Raw genomic sequence first — 14,350 nt, 5'->3', positions numbered from 1 at the left:
TATGGTAGAGTAACAATAAGTAGTAATTTATATTAGGATAATACAATGATTGAGGTGAATTCCATGGGTTTATTTGATCGCTTAAAATCGATCGTTTTAGGAAATAAGGAAGTATCTGAAACAGAATTACGTGCACAAAAACACTATAAAGAAGGAATGAAAAAAACGCGTGGAAGTTTATTAAAACAATTACAGGCCGTTTTTTCTAACTACTCAGATGTGAATGATGAATTATTTGATGAATTAGAGGATATTTTTATTTTAGCCGATGTTGGGGTATCAACGGTGGTGGACTTTATCGATCAGTTAAAAGATACGGTTCGTGAGTATGGCGTAACAAAACCTGAAGAACTTGAACGAGTAATGGTAGATAAATTATTTGAAATTTATGTAAAGGGTGAAATTGTTAACTCTAATTTGAGAATGAATAAAGAGGGATTAACGGTTATCTTATTCGTTGGAGTAAACGGAGTTGGGAAAACGACGTCAATCGCTAAAATTGCTCATCAGTTAAAAGGAAAAGGAAAATCAGTTTTACTGGCTGCAGGAGATACATTCCGTGCGGGAGCAATTGAACAGTTACAAGTTTGGGGAGATCGCTTAGACGTTGACGTTGTTTCTCTTAAGGAAGGATCAGATCCATCTGCTGTTATGTTTGACGCGATTAAAGAAGCAAAATCTCGCCAAGTTGATGTCTTATTATGCGATACAGCGGGACGCTTACAAAATAAAGTTAATTTAATGAAAGAACTTGAAAAAATTAAACGTGTCATTGAAAGAGAGGTCCCAGGGGCCCCACACGAGACATTACTTGTCGTAGATGCTACAACAGGACAAAATGGAATGAGCCAAGCGAAAGCTTTCTTAGAGGCTACGGATGTTTCTGGAATTGTTTTAACTAAATTAGATGGGACAGCTAAAGGTGGGATTGTGCTGGCTATTCGTAACGAAATTGGAATTCCAATTAAATACGTTGGGCTTGGAGAAAAACCTGAGGACCTTGTACAATTTGATATTGAGCAGTATATTTATGGATTGTTTGCGGATTTATTTGATAAGCGAGAATCTCAATAAATTTATAAAAAGAAAATCCATTTATTAAGGTTGATTTTTTCTGTCTGATGCGACTTCATTTTGATCGGTCAACGGAACGTTTCGTTCCGTTGTATCATAGTATAAATAATACACGTGTTGAAGCGGGGCTAAGGACTTTTTAAATGACAGGGGAAAAAGACCTTCTGTTTGATGAGGTATTCGGTTTATTGTATTCGGTGAGGGTATGAAAAAGAGCCGGAATCACTTTGGATAGATAGACTGGGGGTGTAACTGTGCTAGAAAAGGTTAATCGGATGAATGAATTATACGATATCTATCAGGCATTGTTGACGGCGAAGCAAAAGTTATATTTTGAATTATATTATCAGGAAGATTTATCATTAAGTGAGATTGCGGAGCAATTTGAAGTGAGTCGCACAGCCGTCTTTGATAATATTAAACGTACGGAAAAATTACTTGACGGGTATGAGGAAAAATTACAATTACTAAGTAAGCGTGAGGCGCGTGAAAAAATTATAGGACAAATTTTAGTCGATTTAACCGATGAACGACTAAGACAATGGATGGATGAGTTACAGGCGCTCGATTAATTTGGTTAGAGGGCACGCTTGCTTTTAAGAAAAGAAATAAAATAAATTTTAAATGTTTCGGACGAAATAGAATGAGCGGTAGCTTAAATCATAGATGATTCATACAGTTGGATATAGGAGGTTTAGTTGATGGCATTTGAAACATTATCAGAACGTTTACAGTCTGCGTTAAAAAACGTGACACGTAAAGGGAAATTAACAGAAAAAGACGTTGATGTCATGATGCGAGAGGTGCGTTTAGCCTTACTTGAAGCGGATGTTAACATTAAAGTAGTACGTGAATTCATTAAAGAAGTGAAAGAAAAGGCTATAGGGGAGACAGTTTTAAAAAGCTTAACCCCAGGACAACAGGTTATTAAAATCGTTAATGAAGAGTTAACTAAATTAATGGGAGATGAAGCAGAGTATTTAAATTTCGGTACATCTAAGCCAGCAGTTTTTATGATGGTTGGTCTTCAAGGTGCCGGGAAAACAACACACACAGGTAAATTATCAACTTATTTGCGTAAAAAGGATAAGAAGAATCCATTATTAGTAGCTTGTGACGTCTATCGACCAGCCGCCGTCGATCAGTTAAAAACTATTGGGAAACAATTAAATATTCCTGTTTTCGAAAAAGGAACATCCATGAATCCAGTTGACATTGCAGCTGAAGCAATTGCTTATGCCAAAGAAAATGGTCACGATTTAGTGATTATTGATACGGCTGGACGCTTGCACATTGATGAATCATTAATGAATGAATTAAAAGAAATTAAGGCTTTAGTGAAGCCTCAGGAAATCCTCTTAGTTGTCGATGCGATGACCGGGCAAGATGCAGTTAATGTCGCTGAATCTTTCCATCAACAGTTAGATTTGACAGGGGTTATTTTAACGAAGTTAGATGGGGATACACGCGGTGGGGCAGCTCTATCAATTCGTAAAATGACGAATGTTCCGATTAAGTTTATGGGGATGGGGGAAAAACTAGATACATTAGAAGTATTCCACCCAGAACGGATGGCTTCTCGTATTTTGGGAATGGGAGATGTCATGACGTTAATTGAACGTGCTCAAGAAAACTTTGATGAAGAAGAGAGCATGAAGCTTGCAGATAAGATGATGAATGCAACGTATGATTTTAATGATTTCTTAAAACAAATGAAGCAAATGAAACGACTCGGTGCATTTGAAGATATTTTAAAAATGATTCCCGGAGTTGGAAATCAATTGAAAGATATTAATATTGATCCTAAACAAATGGCCCGTGTTGAAGCTATTATTTATTCGATGACAGAGCAGGAGCGAAAAAATCCAGATTTAATTAATGCCAGTCGAAAAAATCGTATTGCTAAAGGGTGTGGATGTGATCTTGCGGAAGTTAACCGATTAATTAAACAGTTCACGGATATGCGTAAAATGATGAAACGTTTTTCAAATATGGATCCACGCCAAATGGAACGTATGGCCGCAGCGATGCAACGTGGTGGGTCTAATCCGTTAGCAGGGCTTTCTGGAATGATGGGACCTGGTTCAGGGAAAAAAGGAAAAGGAAAGGGACGTGGAGGTTTCCGTTTCTAATATAAAAAAGATTGCCGACAGGCAATCTTTTTTTGAGCAATATAATAAAAATAAGCCGCCTAGGGGGAGTGGCGGCTTATTATTCATACTTTGACCATATGTGAAAGGGAGAGGAGAAGTATGATAGAAGAATAGGGGGGATTATTTTACAGTAGCCGATTGGCTACAATTATAATATTGACATTAACGAGAATTTTTATACAATTAAATTAGCAAAAATATTAGGAAGTGATAAGATGCGAGTGGTTGCTGGTACATTAAAAGGACGCAGTATCAAGGCTGTTAAAGGGACCAATACACGCCCGACGACAGATAAGGTTAAGGAAAGTATCTTTAATATTATAGGGCCGTATTTTGAAGGAGGGCTTGCTCTAGATCTTTTTGGAGGAAGTGGGAATCTTGGAATAGAGTCATTAAGTCGTGGGATTGAACGAGCTATTTTCGTTGATCGTGAAAATATAGCGATCCAGACGATTAAGCAAAATATTAAAGATTTAAAATTAGATGAGCGAGTTGAAATTTATCGAAATGATGCCTTTAAGGCGTTAAAAGCTATAGTCAAACGTGAATTAAAGTTTGATCTTATTTTATTAGATCCTCCATATAAAGGACAACGAATTAATGAGTTGATTGAATTTATTCATGAGCATGAATTATTAAGTCCGGGTGGAATTATTATGGCTGAGTGTCTGAAAGAGGATGAACTTCATGATTCGGTTGGAGATATTGTAGTTTGTAAACGAGAAGTCTACGGAATTACGGCGATTACTATTTACCGTCGTGAATCATAGCGAGAAAGTGGGGGAATGAGGTCGTGCATAAGGTGGGAATTTATTCCGGAACTTTCGATCCGGTAACTAATGGACATTTAGATGTGATTGAAAGGGGCTACGAGTTATTTGACTATTTATATGTCACCGTAGCAGAAAATATTAATAAAAAAACATTATTTACGCTTGAGGAGCGGGTGGCTCTGTTAAAGCAAGCAACGGCTCATTTACCACGTGTAGAGGTGAGGGTATGCTCGGATCAACTTATCGTCGATTTTGCCAAACAAGTAGGGGCAAAAACGATTTTAAGGGGGTTACGTGCCGTAACAGATTTTGAGTATGAGTTTCAGATTGCGACGACGAATAAGCGACTGGCACCAGATATTGAAACTGTCTTTTTGATGACAAAAGCGGAGAATATGTTCCTCTCTTCATCGACAACGAAAGAAGTTGCAAGATTTGGGGGGGATGTGTCAAGTTTTGTTCCCCCATTTGTACAAGTGGAATTGGAAAAAAAGTATCAACAATTAAAAAAGAAAGATTAAAAAAGCAGTCCTATCGGACTGCTTTTTTAATGGACGCCAGTTAGTTAGAAAAGGTAAAGAATGTTTGTTTTAGTAGACGTCCTACCTTTAAAATGATGAGTGTGGCTAGAAGAAAAAGTGTGATTGAAATGGTTGGATGAGGAAGTGGATAAGTGGATGGTTCTATTGGTGCGAAGACATGGATGTTTTCTAGTAAATAGGTTTTTGACAACAGAACCATGATGATAGAACTCGTAGTTCCATGGAGGATTCTCATCATAAGATATTTGAAATAAGGGATCTTTAAGTTTTTAGCAAACATAAAACTTTGAGTATGGACAGAGAGTCCTGTAAATCCTACAATGAAAGCAGTTAGAATGAGTTTAATTTGTAAGGAGGCAGAAGATTGGGAAACTTTTGTGACTCCTTGAGTAAACTCTAAAATTCCGGCAATCAGTGGATCGGCAGATGAAAGATTGATTGAGGTGAGTAAGGGGGAAGTAAGGGTGCTGATGAACGATGTAAAGTGGATGATTGTCAGCGCCTCTGATATAATATAAAAGAAAACAATAATTCCACCGATACGAATTAAAGTTTGTAAACTTCCCTCAATACAGTCAATTAAAATGGACGAGAAGGATTGGGTAGGCAGTTGGATTTTAACCTGACTTAGCGCATGTTTATTACGTAATAAAGGATAGCATGCTAGAAAGACGGTTAATGATCCAACGAGATGCGCGATAAGGAGAAGGTATCCGATGGTTGTTGATTGATAAAGCACCACGCCGACCGTTCCTAAAATAAATAGTGGACTTGAAAAATTACAAAAGTACATCAATCCTTCCATCTCACGGTCACTGATGAGGCGTTGGTCGTAATAATCCCGCGCCATTTTAGATCCGGATGGGTTCCCGCTAATCATACTCATTAACATAACAAAGAATGTAATTGGCGAGAGATGAAGAAGGTACTTGAAAAGGGGTGCTAATAGTTTTCCAATGAGTTGGGGAACCTGGTAGTACACCATGAGGCGTGTTAAAACAAAAAATGGGAAAAGCGATGGGATGACCTTATCAGCCCATGTTAAAAAACCAGTTTTAGTCGCCGCAATTATGGGCGCTGGTTGGAGTAAAAGAATTGCAAGAAATGCAAGAAGAATAACAGATTTCATGATATTTTTCATCTTTGATCACCTATAATGAATGTATTAATTAGCTACTAAAAGTATGTCTTGTTTTAGATGACAGATGGTGACACGAACATGGAGAAGGGAGATTGACTGTGAAAACAATCTCTAATTTTCGGGGCTTATCGGGTGTTATGTAAGACGAAAAAGGAGGAATGGCTATGACGTTAGCGACATTAAAAAAGGGAGACCGTGCTATTATTACATCATTTAACGAGTTATCTGAAAGTTTTAGCCGTCGTTTATATGATGTTGGGATTGCAATTGGCTCTGAGGTGACACTATTAAGTGTTTTAAATTTTGGACAACTGTTTTATATATCGATTGATGATGTTGATTTTTGTATCCGAAAACAGGATGCCACAAAAATTATGATTGAAAGGATATAATTGAGGAGGTTTTAAGATTGCGTTTTATGTTGATTGGAAATCCTAATGTTGGAAAAACAACATTATTTAATGCGCTAACAGGGGCGAATGCTCACGTTGGAAATTGGAGCGGGGTAACGGTTGATAAATTAGTCGGATCCATTAAAGGCAAGAAGGCCGAGCTCATTGATTTACCCGGAACCTATAGCGTGACACCGAGTAGTGAAGATGAAGGGGTAGTAACGTATGCTATTATAAATGAATCGTATAATGGGTTTATTAATATTATTGATACGACACACTTTAAGAGAAATTTACATTTGACGATTCAGTTGCTTGAAGCAAATGTGCCAATGATGATGACACTTAATATGATAGATGCTCTTAATAAAAAGGGATTAACGTTCGATATAAAAAAATTTAATGAATATGTTTCGAATGAACTTGTTTTAGTTTCTGCCAGAAAAGGTGAGGGAGTTTCTCAGGTCGTGGATCGATTAGATCACCTATCTGTCAAAAAGCCGTTTAGACTATATTATGGACTGACCATTGAAAAGGCGATTACCCAAATTATTGAATTAGTTCCCCAGACGGTTAATCAGTTGGATAAACGTTGGGTTGCCATTCAAGCATTAGAGGGCAATGATGGAATTTACTCCATTCTATCTGATGAAGAGAAGAAAAAGATTCAACAGGTTGTTTGCACAACAGAGAGCCAAATTGTTGAATCAGGTGATGCTCTTTCTTTAAAGGGGGCAATTTTTAATAAACGACGTGAATGGATTCATCAAGTCTATCAGGCTTGTATTAAACCAATTCCCGGGGCTAAGGTAGAGAATGAGGTAAAATTGACTCCTATCGACCGCTATTTAACACATCCTGTATTTGGTTTGTTTGTTTTTTTATTTCTCATGTTTGTAACTTATGTTTTAACGTTTGATTGGCTCGGAAATCCAATTTCTGATGGATTTACAGCTGTTTTAGAGAATTGGGTAACACCTACTATCTCGTCGATGCTTTTATCCCTAGGACTTCCCGAAGACGGCTTTATCTATGGGGCTTTAATTGACGGTGTTTTAGCCGGGGTAGGAGGAGTCATTGTCTTTCTTCCGCAAATTTTAATTTTATTTTTCTGTCTCTCACTTATGGAGGCGACGGGATACATGGCTCGGGTTGCTATCGTCATGGATTATATTTTTTCTGGATTCGGTTTAAATGGTAAAGCAATCGTTCCACTTATTACTGGTTTTGGATGTAATGTTCCCGCTATTATGGCAACTCGAACCATTCCTGATAAGTTTGAAAGAATCAAGACGATGATGGTCATTCCATTTATGTCATGTTCGGCTCGGTTACCGGTTTACGTTTTATTCGTGGGCCTATTTTTTAAAAAATCACAATCATTCATTATTATGGGGCTTTATTTATTGGGGATTATTGTTGCCTTGTTAAGTGCTAAGTTATTATCTGTATCGATTTTTAAGAAAACTCAAAGTCAGTTTATTTTAGAGGTTCCGCCTTACCGTGCGCCACAGTTTAAAAACTTAATGGGCCAAACATTAAGTCGTGGAAATGATTTTCTGCATACGGCGGGAAAATTTATTGTACTTGGTTCTGTGTTATTATGGTTGCTTCAAGAGATGGGACCCTCAGGGTTGCATGTAGCGGGTGATCAAAGTTATTTGGCCATACTAGGGGGCCTTTTAGCACCTCTATTTATCCCACTTGGATTTGGAACCTGGCAGGCAACGAGTAGTTTAGTGGTGGGATTTTTAGCCAAAGAATTAGTCGCCTCGTCTATGTTGATTATCTGCGGGGCCGAAATAGGAATTTTAAACTTATTTACACCACTACAGGCATTTAGTTTCCTCGTTTTTTCGTTACTTTATATTCCGTGTCTGTCGACCGTAGGGGTCATGTATCAAGAAACAAAGTCAATTAAGACAACCCTGTTAATGATTTCCTTCGGATTAATAGTTGCCTATGTTGTGAGTTTAATTGTTTATCAGCTTGGATTGTTTATCTATTAGATTTAATAAAATGGGCCCCTCAATTTGAGGGGCCCATTTTTGTGGTGGTATTTATGCTGTTAAAAGTGAAAGAAGAATAACCATAACGGTTGATAATGTATTTTGAATAGCGTGAACACCGATAGAATACCAAATGTTTTGATGACGATAATAGACATACCCAAGAGCGCATCCCATAGCCATGTATTGAATAATATAGATACAATCTGCAAAATCACCAATGAATAATGAACTAATGACGTGAATGAGTCCGAATAAGAAACTACTTAGTAAAATCGCAATCCAAGGATATTTAAGTAATCCTCTCATTACAGTTAATCGAAAAACTACCTCTTCAACAAGTGGGGCGCATAAAATGGTCATTCCCCCCATTAAAATTGGATGAAATGCCATTAAATCCGTGATGACTTGTTGATTGCTTGAAGAATCTGACGATTGAGTAAAGAAAATAATGAGGAAGCTCGCAATATAGGATGAAATAAATAAGAGTAGCCAGCCGATAAAAATATGTTTAATGAAGTGTTTAGCCGATACAATTTGTTTGAATTGTTTAGAGAGTTCTGATCCGAAGAATAAGAGTGAAACAACCACGAGGACAAGGTAAGAGATTAAATTGGCATACACCTGAATATCAATTTCGCTTGTACAAATCTTAGCAAGTAGTTGACAAGATAAATAAGGTAATAAAAACATCGCAAAAATATACGTGAAAATTAAGACAGTTGATTTTGTTAGACGTAAATTCATAAAATCCCTCCTATAAATTTGATAATTATGGATATTATAACATATCCAAATAGGAAATAAAATATGGCAAAAGAGACACTCTTTTTAAGAATTTTTCTATGGTTTTGTAAATTTTTGAAGACAAGCCCTCCTCATTCGCCTTAGCATGCGCTTATTTTAAGGTGATTGGGGATAGAATGTCCAACGGTAGGTGGGATTTGAATGTTTATGGAGGTTTTTGTATGAGTTTATCGACGATATGCTATAATAGAGATATAAAGGCTTACTTTGAAATAAGAGGCCCTGTTTATTATAGGAGGTTTAGGTTATGGATTTTTTACAGGTTGGCAAAATTGTTAATACACATGCCCTTCAAGGGGAAGTTAAAGTTATTTCAAATAGTGATTTTAAAGAAGATCGATTTAAGAAGGGAAGCCAATTAGTGATTGATTTTAATGGCGATCATATTGAGGTAACAGTGGCTACTCATCGTGTTCATAAAGGGGCCGATTTGTTAAAGTTTAAACATCTTAATTCCATCAACGATGTTGAAAAGTTTAAAGGGTGTGCATTATTAGTTTCGGCGGACGAGTTAGACGAACTCGATGAAAATGAATTTTATTACTTCGAGATTATCGGGTGTCAAGTAGTGACAACGGATGATGAAGTGATTGGAGAGATTAGTGAAATTCTTGAAACAGGAGCGAATGATGTTTGGGTTGTGAAACGTCCAGGTCAGAAAGATGCGCTGATTCCTTACATTGAAGATGTTGTAAAATCAGTAGACATCGAGTCAAAAAAAGTAACAATTAATGTGTTAGAAGGGTTATTATAATGAAAATAGATGTTTTAACTTTATTTCCAGAAATGTTTACAGGGGTTTTTAATGATTCCATTTTAAAAAGGGCACAAGCGAGTGGCGCTGTTGAATTAAACACCGTAAATTTTCGAGAATTTTCCGAAAATAAACATAAAAAGGTGGACGATTATCCTTATGGTGGTGGTGCTGGAATGCTATTGACAGCCCAGCCAATCTTTGATGCAGTTGAATCAGTGTGTCAGGCTGGAGAGACGAAGCCACGGATTATATTGATGTGTCCTCAAGGCGAGCGATTCACCCAATCGAAAGCAGAAGAGTTATCTAAAGAGGAACATCTCATTTTTATCTGTGGACATTATGAAGGATTCGATGAGCGAATTCGTGAATATTTAGTTACGGACGAATTATCTTTAGGTGATTACGTATTAACGGGTGGGGAGCTTGCTGCCATGGTGATGACGGATGCCGTTGTTCGTTTGTTACCTGATGTTTTAGGAAAGCAAGAATCTCATGAAGATGATTCATTTTCAACAGGATTACTTGAATTTCCCCAGTATACTCGTCCGGTTGACTTTCGGGGAATGGTAGTTCCAGAGGTGCTAATTTCAGGTAATCATAAAAGGATTGAACAGTGGCGTCATGAACAATCACTTTACCGTACTTATCAACGCCGTCCAGATTTACTAGAATCTCGGTCATTAACGGAGAAAGAAAAACAACTCATTGATCAATTTAAAGCGTTAAAAAATGATTAAATCTGTGATTTATCTGTGAATTTTATAAATGGAAAATTAAGATGTGTTACTAAATAAAAGGAAAAAAAGCTTTATTTTAAGAGCTAGAAATCAAAAAAAGAAGAATTTTGCGAATATTCACTCAAAATCCATTGAATTAGTAAAAATAATATGGTATGATTTCAAACGTGCCAAAGAGCACTACCCCAGGTTCCGCTGAATTAGATGATCTAATTGAATGAACTTGCGTAATGAAGGAGCGTGAGATTAATGAGTCAACAATTAATCAATGAATTAACACAATCATATTTAAAAACAGATTTACCAGAATTCCGCGCAGGAGATAACGTACGTGTACACGTTCGTATTAAAGAGGGTAACCGTGAGCGCGTTCAGGTATTCGAAGGTTTAGTATTAAAACGTCAAAATGGTAAAGGAATTAGCGGAACATTCACAGTTCGTAAAATCTCTTTCGGATGTGGTGTAGAACGTACATTCCCATTACACACACCAATTATTGAAAAAATCGAAGTTACTCGTCGTGGTAAAGTTCGTCGTGCAAAACTTAACTACATCCGTAGCTTATCAGCGAAAGCAGCTCGTATTAAAGAGCGTCGATAATTTTAGAATTTTAACACACTTACCTCAATTGCAACTAAGATGCCCAAAAAACTCCGGTTTGGGGCATCTTTTTTTTGTTATTAATTCATTTTTATGGTAAAATTAACAGTAAAATGTATAAGCACCGTTGGTTTGGACTATGATAGCATATGATAAATCTAGGTGAAAAATAGATTGGTGGAGTGAAGGGAATGAAAAAAATACTGCGAGAAGTTTTTGATTGGGTAAAAACATTTGTTATTATTTTTATTATAGTAACACTTGTTCATAAATATGTTTTTACACCGGTAAAGGTGGATGGGCCTTCTATGTATCCAACCCTGCACGATGAGGATTCTGTTATTTTGTGGAAATTAGGGTATCAACCTAAGCCATTTGACGTGGTAGTATTTGAATATTCTCCTAATGTCTATTATGTTAAGCGGGTCATTGGAATACCTGGACAAACGGTTTCTTATTATGACGATCAATTGTATGTAGATAACCAACCTGTTATGGAAAATTATCTACAAAGAGGGAAAAGTGTTGTAGCGTATAGCGGTTCTTTTACTGAGGATTTTACTTTAGAAGACATTTGCCAATTTGATGAGTGTTCTGTTATTCCAGAAGATTATTATTTGGTCCTTGGTGATAATCGCCCACATAGTCGGGATAGTCGGGATATTGGGTTGGTTCATAAGGATCAGCTTTTAGGAAAGGCGGTTTGGATTCAGTGGCCATTATCAAGTTTTGGGCCGATTGAATAATTGATTAAATTAGGATAGAATAGGGGGACTTACTAAGGGGGAAAGTAATATGAGAGTTAGGGTATTACGGTTTGGATTTTATTGGGGAAAAACATTTTTAATTGCATTAGTAATGGTCATATTGATTCAACATTTTATATTTACGCCAGTAAAGGTAGATGGTGCGTCAATGTTGCCAACCTTACAAGATGGTGATTCAGCAATTCTATGGAAGTTAGGCTATGAACCGAAGGCCTTTGATGTTATTGTTTTTGAGGTCAGTGAGGGACAGTACTATGTTAAACGAATAATTGGACTTCCTGGCCAAAGTATAGAAGTGGTAGAAGATCAACTATATGTGGATGGGATAGTTGTACCGGAGCCATATCTTGATAAAGATATCAAGTCAGGGGATACCTTTACTTGGGATTTTACACTACAAGAAGTATGTCAATTTCAATCTTGTGAAAAAATTCCACCGGGGTACTATCTGGTCCTTGGTGATAATCGCCCGCTAAGCGTGGATAGTCGGCAAATTGGGCTTATCCATGAAAATCAAATATTAGGTCATGTAGTTGGGGCGCAATGGATGGATCATAGAGACAATTAAGTTATTAGGGTGGGAATGAAATGTTCATATCAGGATAATCTAATAGTAAAAACAACCTAGGGAGTGACACGATGACAGTACAATGGTTTCCAGGACATATGGCAAAGGCCCGTCGTCAAATACAAGAAAAATTAAAATTAGTAGATATTGTTTATGAATTATTAGATGCTCGTATTCCTTATTCATCGAGTAATCCAATGATGAATGAAATCATAAAGCATAAGCCTAAATTGATTATTTTAAATAAAGCTGATATTGCAGATGCAACCGTTACACAACAGTGGGTGAACTACTTTAAGCAGCAAAATCAACCAGTCATCACCGTTGATGCTCTTCACCAAAATGCGATTAAACAAATCGTTGAAGCTTCAAAGGAGATTTTAAAAGAAAAATTTGAGAAAGAAAAGGCTAAAGGGTTACGCCCACGTCCTATTCGAGCGATGATCTTGGGAATTCCTAACGTAGGTAAATCAACGTTAACAAATAATTTAGCTAAACGAAAAGCGGCCCAAACGGGAGATCGCCCAGGTGTGACGAAAGCGCAACAGTGGATCAAGGTTGAAAAGGAATTAGAATTGCTTGATACACCGGGTGTTTTATGGCCAAAATTTGAAGATCAACGAGTAGGTTATAATCTAGCAGTAACTGGGGCAATTAAAGATACAATTTTGCACCTAGATGATATTATTTTATATGCATTGGACTATTTAATAAATAATTATCCGGAGCGATTGATTGAACGCTATCATTTAAGTGGAGAATTTGATGATAAGGTTGCTGTTTTGGAGGAAATCGGTCGGAAACGCGGATTCTTACAATCGGGTGGCTATGTAGATTATGATAAAGTTTATGAAATTTTACTCCGTGAAATTCGAGGATTAAAGTTAGGGCGGTTATCTTTTGAGCGTCCGATAGATATTAAAAAAGAGGATTAGTAGAGAGGCCTTAATTTACTATTAGATAGTAATTAAGGCCTTTTTCGTAGGGGGTGATCCGAAACAATCGTTTACTTTTAGGGGGATTTTATAAAAACGAGGAAAATAGTCTAGAATCCTTTTAGGAATGATGTTAAAATAGGAGGGTGAATTTTAGCATCATTTAGTGAGCATCGGAAAGTTGATAATATAAATCCGATGGGTTAAAGATATGATTTCTAGTGATTTAGAAGGGTGAGCGACTAACGGATGGAAAATTATACAATAAGTGAGATAAAAAATCTCTTACAACAAGATATCGTTGAAGATTCTATTTTGGAGAAGTTAAAAGAGGATAACCGTATAGGGGTTCAGAGATTAGTTAGACAGTATGAAAAAAAGGTTCAACGAGAGTACGATGAATTTCAAAAATTTATTACAATGTCTATCTATGAGAATGAGCTTCGTTATAATGGTATTGATTTGATAGCTGGTGTTGATGAGGTAGGACGAGGGCCATTAGCAGGACCTGTTGTGGCGGCGGCCGTTATTTTACCAACTGATTGTTGGTTGTTCGGAATTGATGATTCAAAAAAATTATCAGAGGCAAAGCGTCAATATTTTTACGAGGAGATACAAAAACATGCGATTGGAATAGGGGTAGGAATCTGTACCAGTGAAGAAATAGATCGTCTGAATATTTATGAAGCAACGAAGCTAGCGATGGAACGGGCGATTAATCATTTGCAACAGCAACCACAACACCTGTTACTGGATGCCATTCAATTGCCTCGGGTGAACATTGCGCAAACCTCAATTATAAAGGGCGATGCAAAGAGTGTTTCAATTGCCGCGGCTAGTATCGTAGCAAAGGTAACGCGGGATGCCTATATGAAGGACTTAGGGGAAAAATATCCGAATTACGGGTTTGAACGCCATGTAGGATATGGAACGAAGGAACATTTACAAGCGATAGAGGATTATGGAATCGTAGCGGAGCACCGTAAATCGTTTGAACCTATACGCTCTAAACAAAAAAAGATTACGAAAATGTAATCTTTTTTTGTTTAGAAAAGGAAAGGGATTGCCTTCTTCGTATAGTATATTGGGTGATAA

Annotated in this window: 16 protein-coding genes; 14 read left to right on the top strand and 2 right to left on the bottom strand. The window is 37.0% G+C overall.

Annotated features, from left to right (window positions below; all coding sequences use genetic code 11):
* Positions 1 to 45: 45 nt before the first annotated feature.
* The 5 genes from ftsY to coaD all read left to right on the top strand — a co-directional run bounded on the left by ftsY (position 46) and on the right by coaD (position 4,521).
* The gene (ftsY, locus tag AACH31_RS06830) at positions 46 to 1,074 is read left to right on the top strand and encodes a signal recognition particle-docking protein FtsY (protein WP_338507286.1); all 1,029 of its coding nucleotides are present in this window, start codon (positions 46 to 48) and stop codon (positions 1,072 to 1,074) included.
* Positions 1,075 to 1,328: 254 nt separating this feature from the next.
* Positions 1,329 to 1,646 carry a putative DNA-binding protein gene (locus AACH31_RS06825; protein WP_161832726.1) on the top strand — a complete coding sequence of 106 codons (318 nt, stop codon included), beginning with the start codon at positions 1,329 to 1,331 and terminating at the stop codon, positions 1,644 to 1,646.
* 129 nt (positions 1,647 to 1,775) lie between these two features.
* Positions 1,776 to 3,206, top strand: coding sequence for a signal recognition particle protein (gene ffh, locus AACH31_RS06820; protein ID WP_161832725.1), 1,431 nt, complete (start codon positions 1,776 to 1,778; stop codon positions 3,204 to 3,206).
* A gap of 236 nt (positions 3,207 to 3,442) precedes the next feature.
* Complete coding sequence (rsmD, locus tag AACH31_RS06815; RefSeq protein WP_161832724.1) at positions 3,443 to 3,997, top strand: 16S rRNA (guanine(966)-N(2))-methyltransferase RsmD; 555 nt, start codon at positions 3,443 to 3,445, stop codon at positions 3,995 to 3,997.
* 23 nt (positions 3,998 to 4,020) lie between these two features.
* Positions 4,021 to 4,521, top strand: a complete 501-nt coding sequence (gene coaD / locus AACH31_RS06810; protein ID WP_262950203.1) for a pantetheine-phosphate adenylyltransferase — start codon at positions 4,021 to 4,023, stop codon at positions 4,519 to 4,521.
* Between the two features lie 40 nt (positions 4,522 to 4,561).
* Here the strand turns inward: coaD and AACH31_RS06805 are convergent, their stop codons facing one another.
* Positions 4,562 to 5,683, bottom strand: a complete 1,122-nt coding sequence (locus tag AACH31_RS06805; protein ID WP_161832206.1) for a nucleoside recognition domain-containing protein — start codon at positions 5,681 to 5,683, stop codon at positions 4,562 to 4,564.
* A gap of 164 nt (positions 5,684 to 5,847) precedes the next feature.
* Between AACH31_RS06805 and AACH31_RS06800 the strand changes: the two genes are divergently transcribed.
* Positions 5,848 to 6,075 carry a FeoA family protein gene (locus AACH31_RS06800; protein ID WP_161832205.1) on the top strand — a complete coding sequence of 76 codons (228 nt, stop codon included), beginning with the start codon at positions 5,848 to 5,850 and terminating at the stop codon, positions 6,073 to 6,075.
* 26 nt (positions 6,076 to 6,101) lie between these two features.
* Positions 6,102 to 8,084: a ferrous iron transport protein B gene (gene feoB, locus AACH31_RS06795; RefSeq protein WP_338618104.1), complete on the top strand. Its 1,983-nt coding sequence runs from the start codon at positions 6,102 to 6,104 to the stop codon at positions 8,082 to 8,084.
* 51 nt (positions 8,085 to 8,135) lie between these two features.
* On the opposite strand, the gene AACH31_RS06790 is transcribed toward feoB, so the two are convergent.
* Positions 8,136 to 8,831: a CPBP family intramembrane glutamic endopeptidase gene (locus tag AACH31_RS06790; protein ID WP_161832203.1), complete on the bottom strand. Its 696-nt coding sequence runs from the start codon at positions 8,829 to 8,831 to the stop codon at positions 8,136 to 8,138.
* Positions 8,832 to 9,138: 307 nt separating this feature from the next.
* Here AACH31_RS06790 and rimM point away from each other — a divergent pair, with 307 nt between their 5' ends.
* The 7 genes from rimM (at position 9,139) to AACH31_RS06755 (ending at position 14,290) form a co-directional block, all read left to right on the top strand.
* Positions 9,139 to 9,645: a ribosome maturation factor RimM gene (gene rimM / locus AACH31_RS06785; RefSeq protein ID WP_161832202.1), complete on the top strand. Its 507-nt coding sequence runs from the start codon at positions 9,139 to 9,141 to the stop codon at positions 9,643 to 9,645.
* Entirely contained in the window at positions 9,645 to 10,385 is a 741-nt protein-coding gene (trmD, locus tag AACH31_RS06780; protein ID WP_161832201.1) for a tRNA (guanosine(37)-N1)-methyltransferase TrmD, read from the top strand. Before rimM ends, trmD begins: the two co-directional genes overlap by 1 nt.
* 249 nt (positions 10,386 to 10,634) lie before the next feature.
* Positions 10,635 to 10,985 carry a 50S ribosomal protein L19 gene (gene rplS, locus AACH31_RS06775; protein ID WP_161832200.1) on the top strand — a complete coding sequence of 117 codons (351 nt, stop codon included), beginning with the start codon at positions 10,635 to 10,637 and terminating at the stop codon, positions 10,983 to 10,985.
* 191 nt (positions 10,986 to 11,176) lie between these two features.
* On the top strand, positions 11,177 to 11,731 hold the full coding sequence (gene lepB / locus AACH31_RS06770; protein WP_161832199.1) for a signal peptidase I: 555 nt from the start codon (positions 11,177 to 11,179) through the stop codon (positions 11,729 to 11,731).
* A 49-nt stretch (positions 11,732 to 11,780) separates the two neighbouring features.
* Positions 11,781 to 12,320: a signal peptidase I gene (gene lepB / locus AACH31_RS06765; RefSeq protein ID WP_161832198.1), complete on the top strand. Its 540-nt coding sequence runs from the start codon at positions 11,781 to 11,783 to the stop codon at positions 12,318 to 12,320.
* Between the two features lie 71 nt (positions 12,321 to 12,391).
* Entirely contained in the window at positions 12,392 to 13,255 is an 864-nt protein-coding gene (gene ylqF / locus AACH31_RS06760; RefSeq protein WP_161832197.1) for a ribosome biogenesis GTPase YlqF, read from the top strand.
* 249 nt (positions 13,256 to 13,504) lie between these two features.
* The gene (locus tag AACH31_RS06755) at positions 13,505 to 14,290 is read left to right on the top strand and encodes a ribonuclease HII (RefSeq protein WP_161832196.1); all 786 of its coding nucleotides are present in this window, start codon (positions 13,505 to 13,507) and stop codon (positions 14,288 to 14,290) included.
* The last annotated feature ends 60 nt before the right edge of the window (positions 14,291 to 14,350 follow it).

The organism is Turicibacter faecis (genome assembly GCF_037076425.1).
GTDB lineage: Bacteria > Bacillota_I > Bacilli_A > MOL361 > Turicibacteraceae > Turicibacter > Turicibacter faecis.
This window is presented reverse-complemented; position numbering and strand designations above follow the sequence as displayed.

Bases quoted from the DNA above. Each gene is read 5' to 3' on its own strand.
- ftsY (WP_338507286.1), top strand. From the start codon at position 46: ATGATTGAGGTGAATTCCATGGGTTTATTTGATCGCTTAAAATCGATC.
- ffh (WP_161832725.1), top strand. From the start codon at position 1,776: ATGGCATTTGAAACATTATCAGAACGTTTACAGTCTGCGTTAAAAAAC.
- rsmD (WP_161832724.1), top strand. From the start codon at position 3,443: ATGCGAGTGGTTGCTGGTACATTAAAAGGACGCAGTATCAAGGCTGTT.
- AACH31_RS06805 (WP_161832206.1), bottom strand. From the start codon at position 5,683: ATGAAAAATATCATGAAATCTGTTATTCTTCTTGCATTTCTTGCAATT.
- AACH31_RS06800 (WP_161832205.1), top strand. From the start codon at position 5,848: ATGACGTTAGCGACATTAAAAAAGGGAGACCGTGCTATTATTACATCA.
- feoB (WP_338618104.1), top strand. From the start codon at position 6,102: ATGTTGATTGGAAATCCTAATGTTGGAAAAACAACATTATTTAATGCG.
- AACH31_RS06790 (WP_161832203.1), bottom strand. From the start codon at position 8,831: ATGAATTTACGTCTAACAAAATCAACTGTCTTAATTTTCACGTATATT.
- rimM (WP_161832202.1), top strand. From the start codon at position 9,139: ATGGATTTTTTACAGGTTGGCAAAATTGTTAATACACATGCCCTTCAA.
- trmD (WP_161832201.1), top strand. From the start codon at position 9,645: ATGAAAATAGATGTTTTAACTTTATTTCCAGAAATGTTTACAGGGGTT.
- rplS (WP_161832200.1), top strand. From the start codon at position 10,635: ATGAGTCAACAATTAATCAATGAATTAACACAATCATATTTAAAAACA.
- lepB (WP_161832199.1), top strand. From the start codon at position 11,177: ATGAAAAAAATACTGCGAGAAGTTTTTGATTGGGTAAAAACATTTGTT.
- lepB (WP_161832198.1), top strand. From the start codon at position 11,781: ATGAGAGTTAGGGTATTACGGTTTGGATTTTATTGGGGAAAAACATTT.
- ylqF (WP_161832197.1), top strand. From the start codon at position 12,392: ATGACAGTACAATGGTTTCCAGGACATATGGCAAAGGCCCGTCGTCAA.
- AACH31_RS06755 (WP_161832196.1), top strand. From the start codon at position 13,505: ATGGAAAATTATACAATAAGTGAGATAAAAAATCTCTTACAACAAGAT.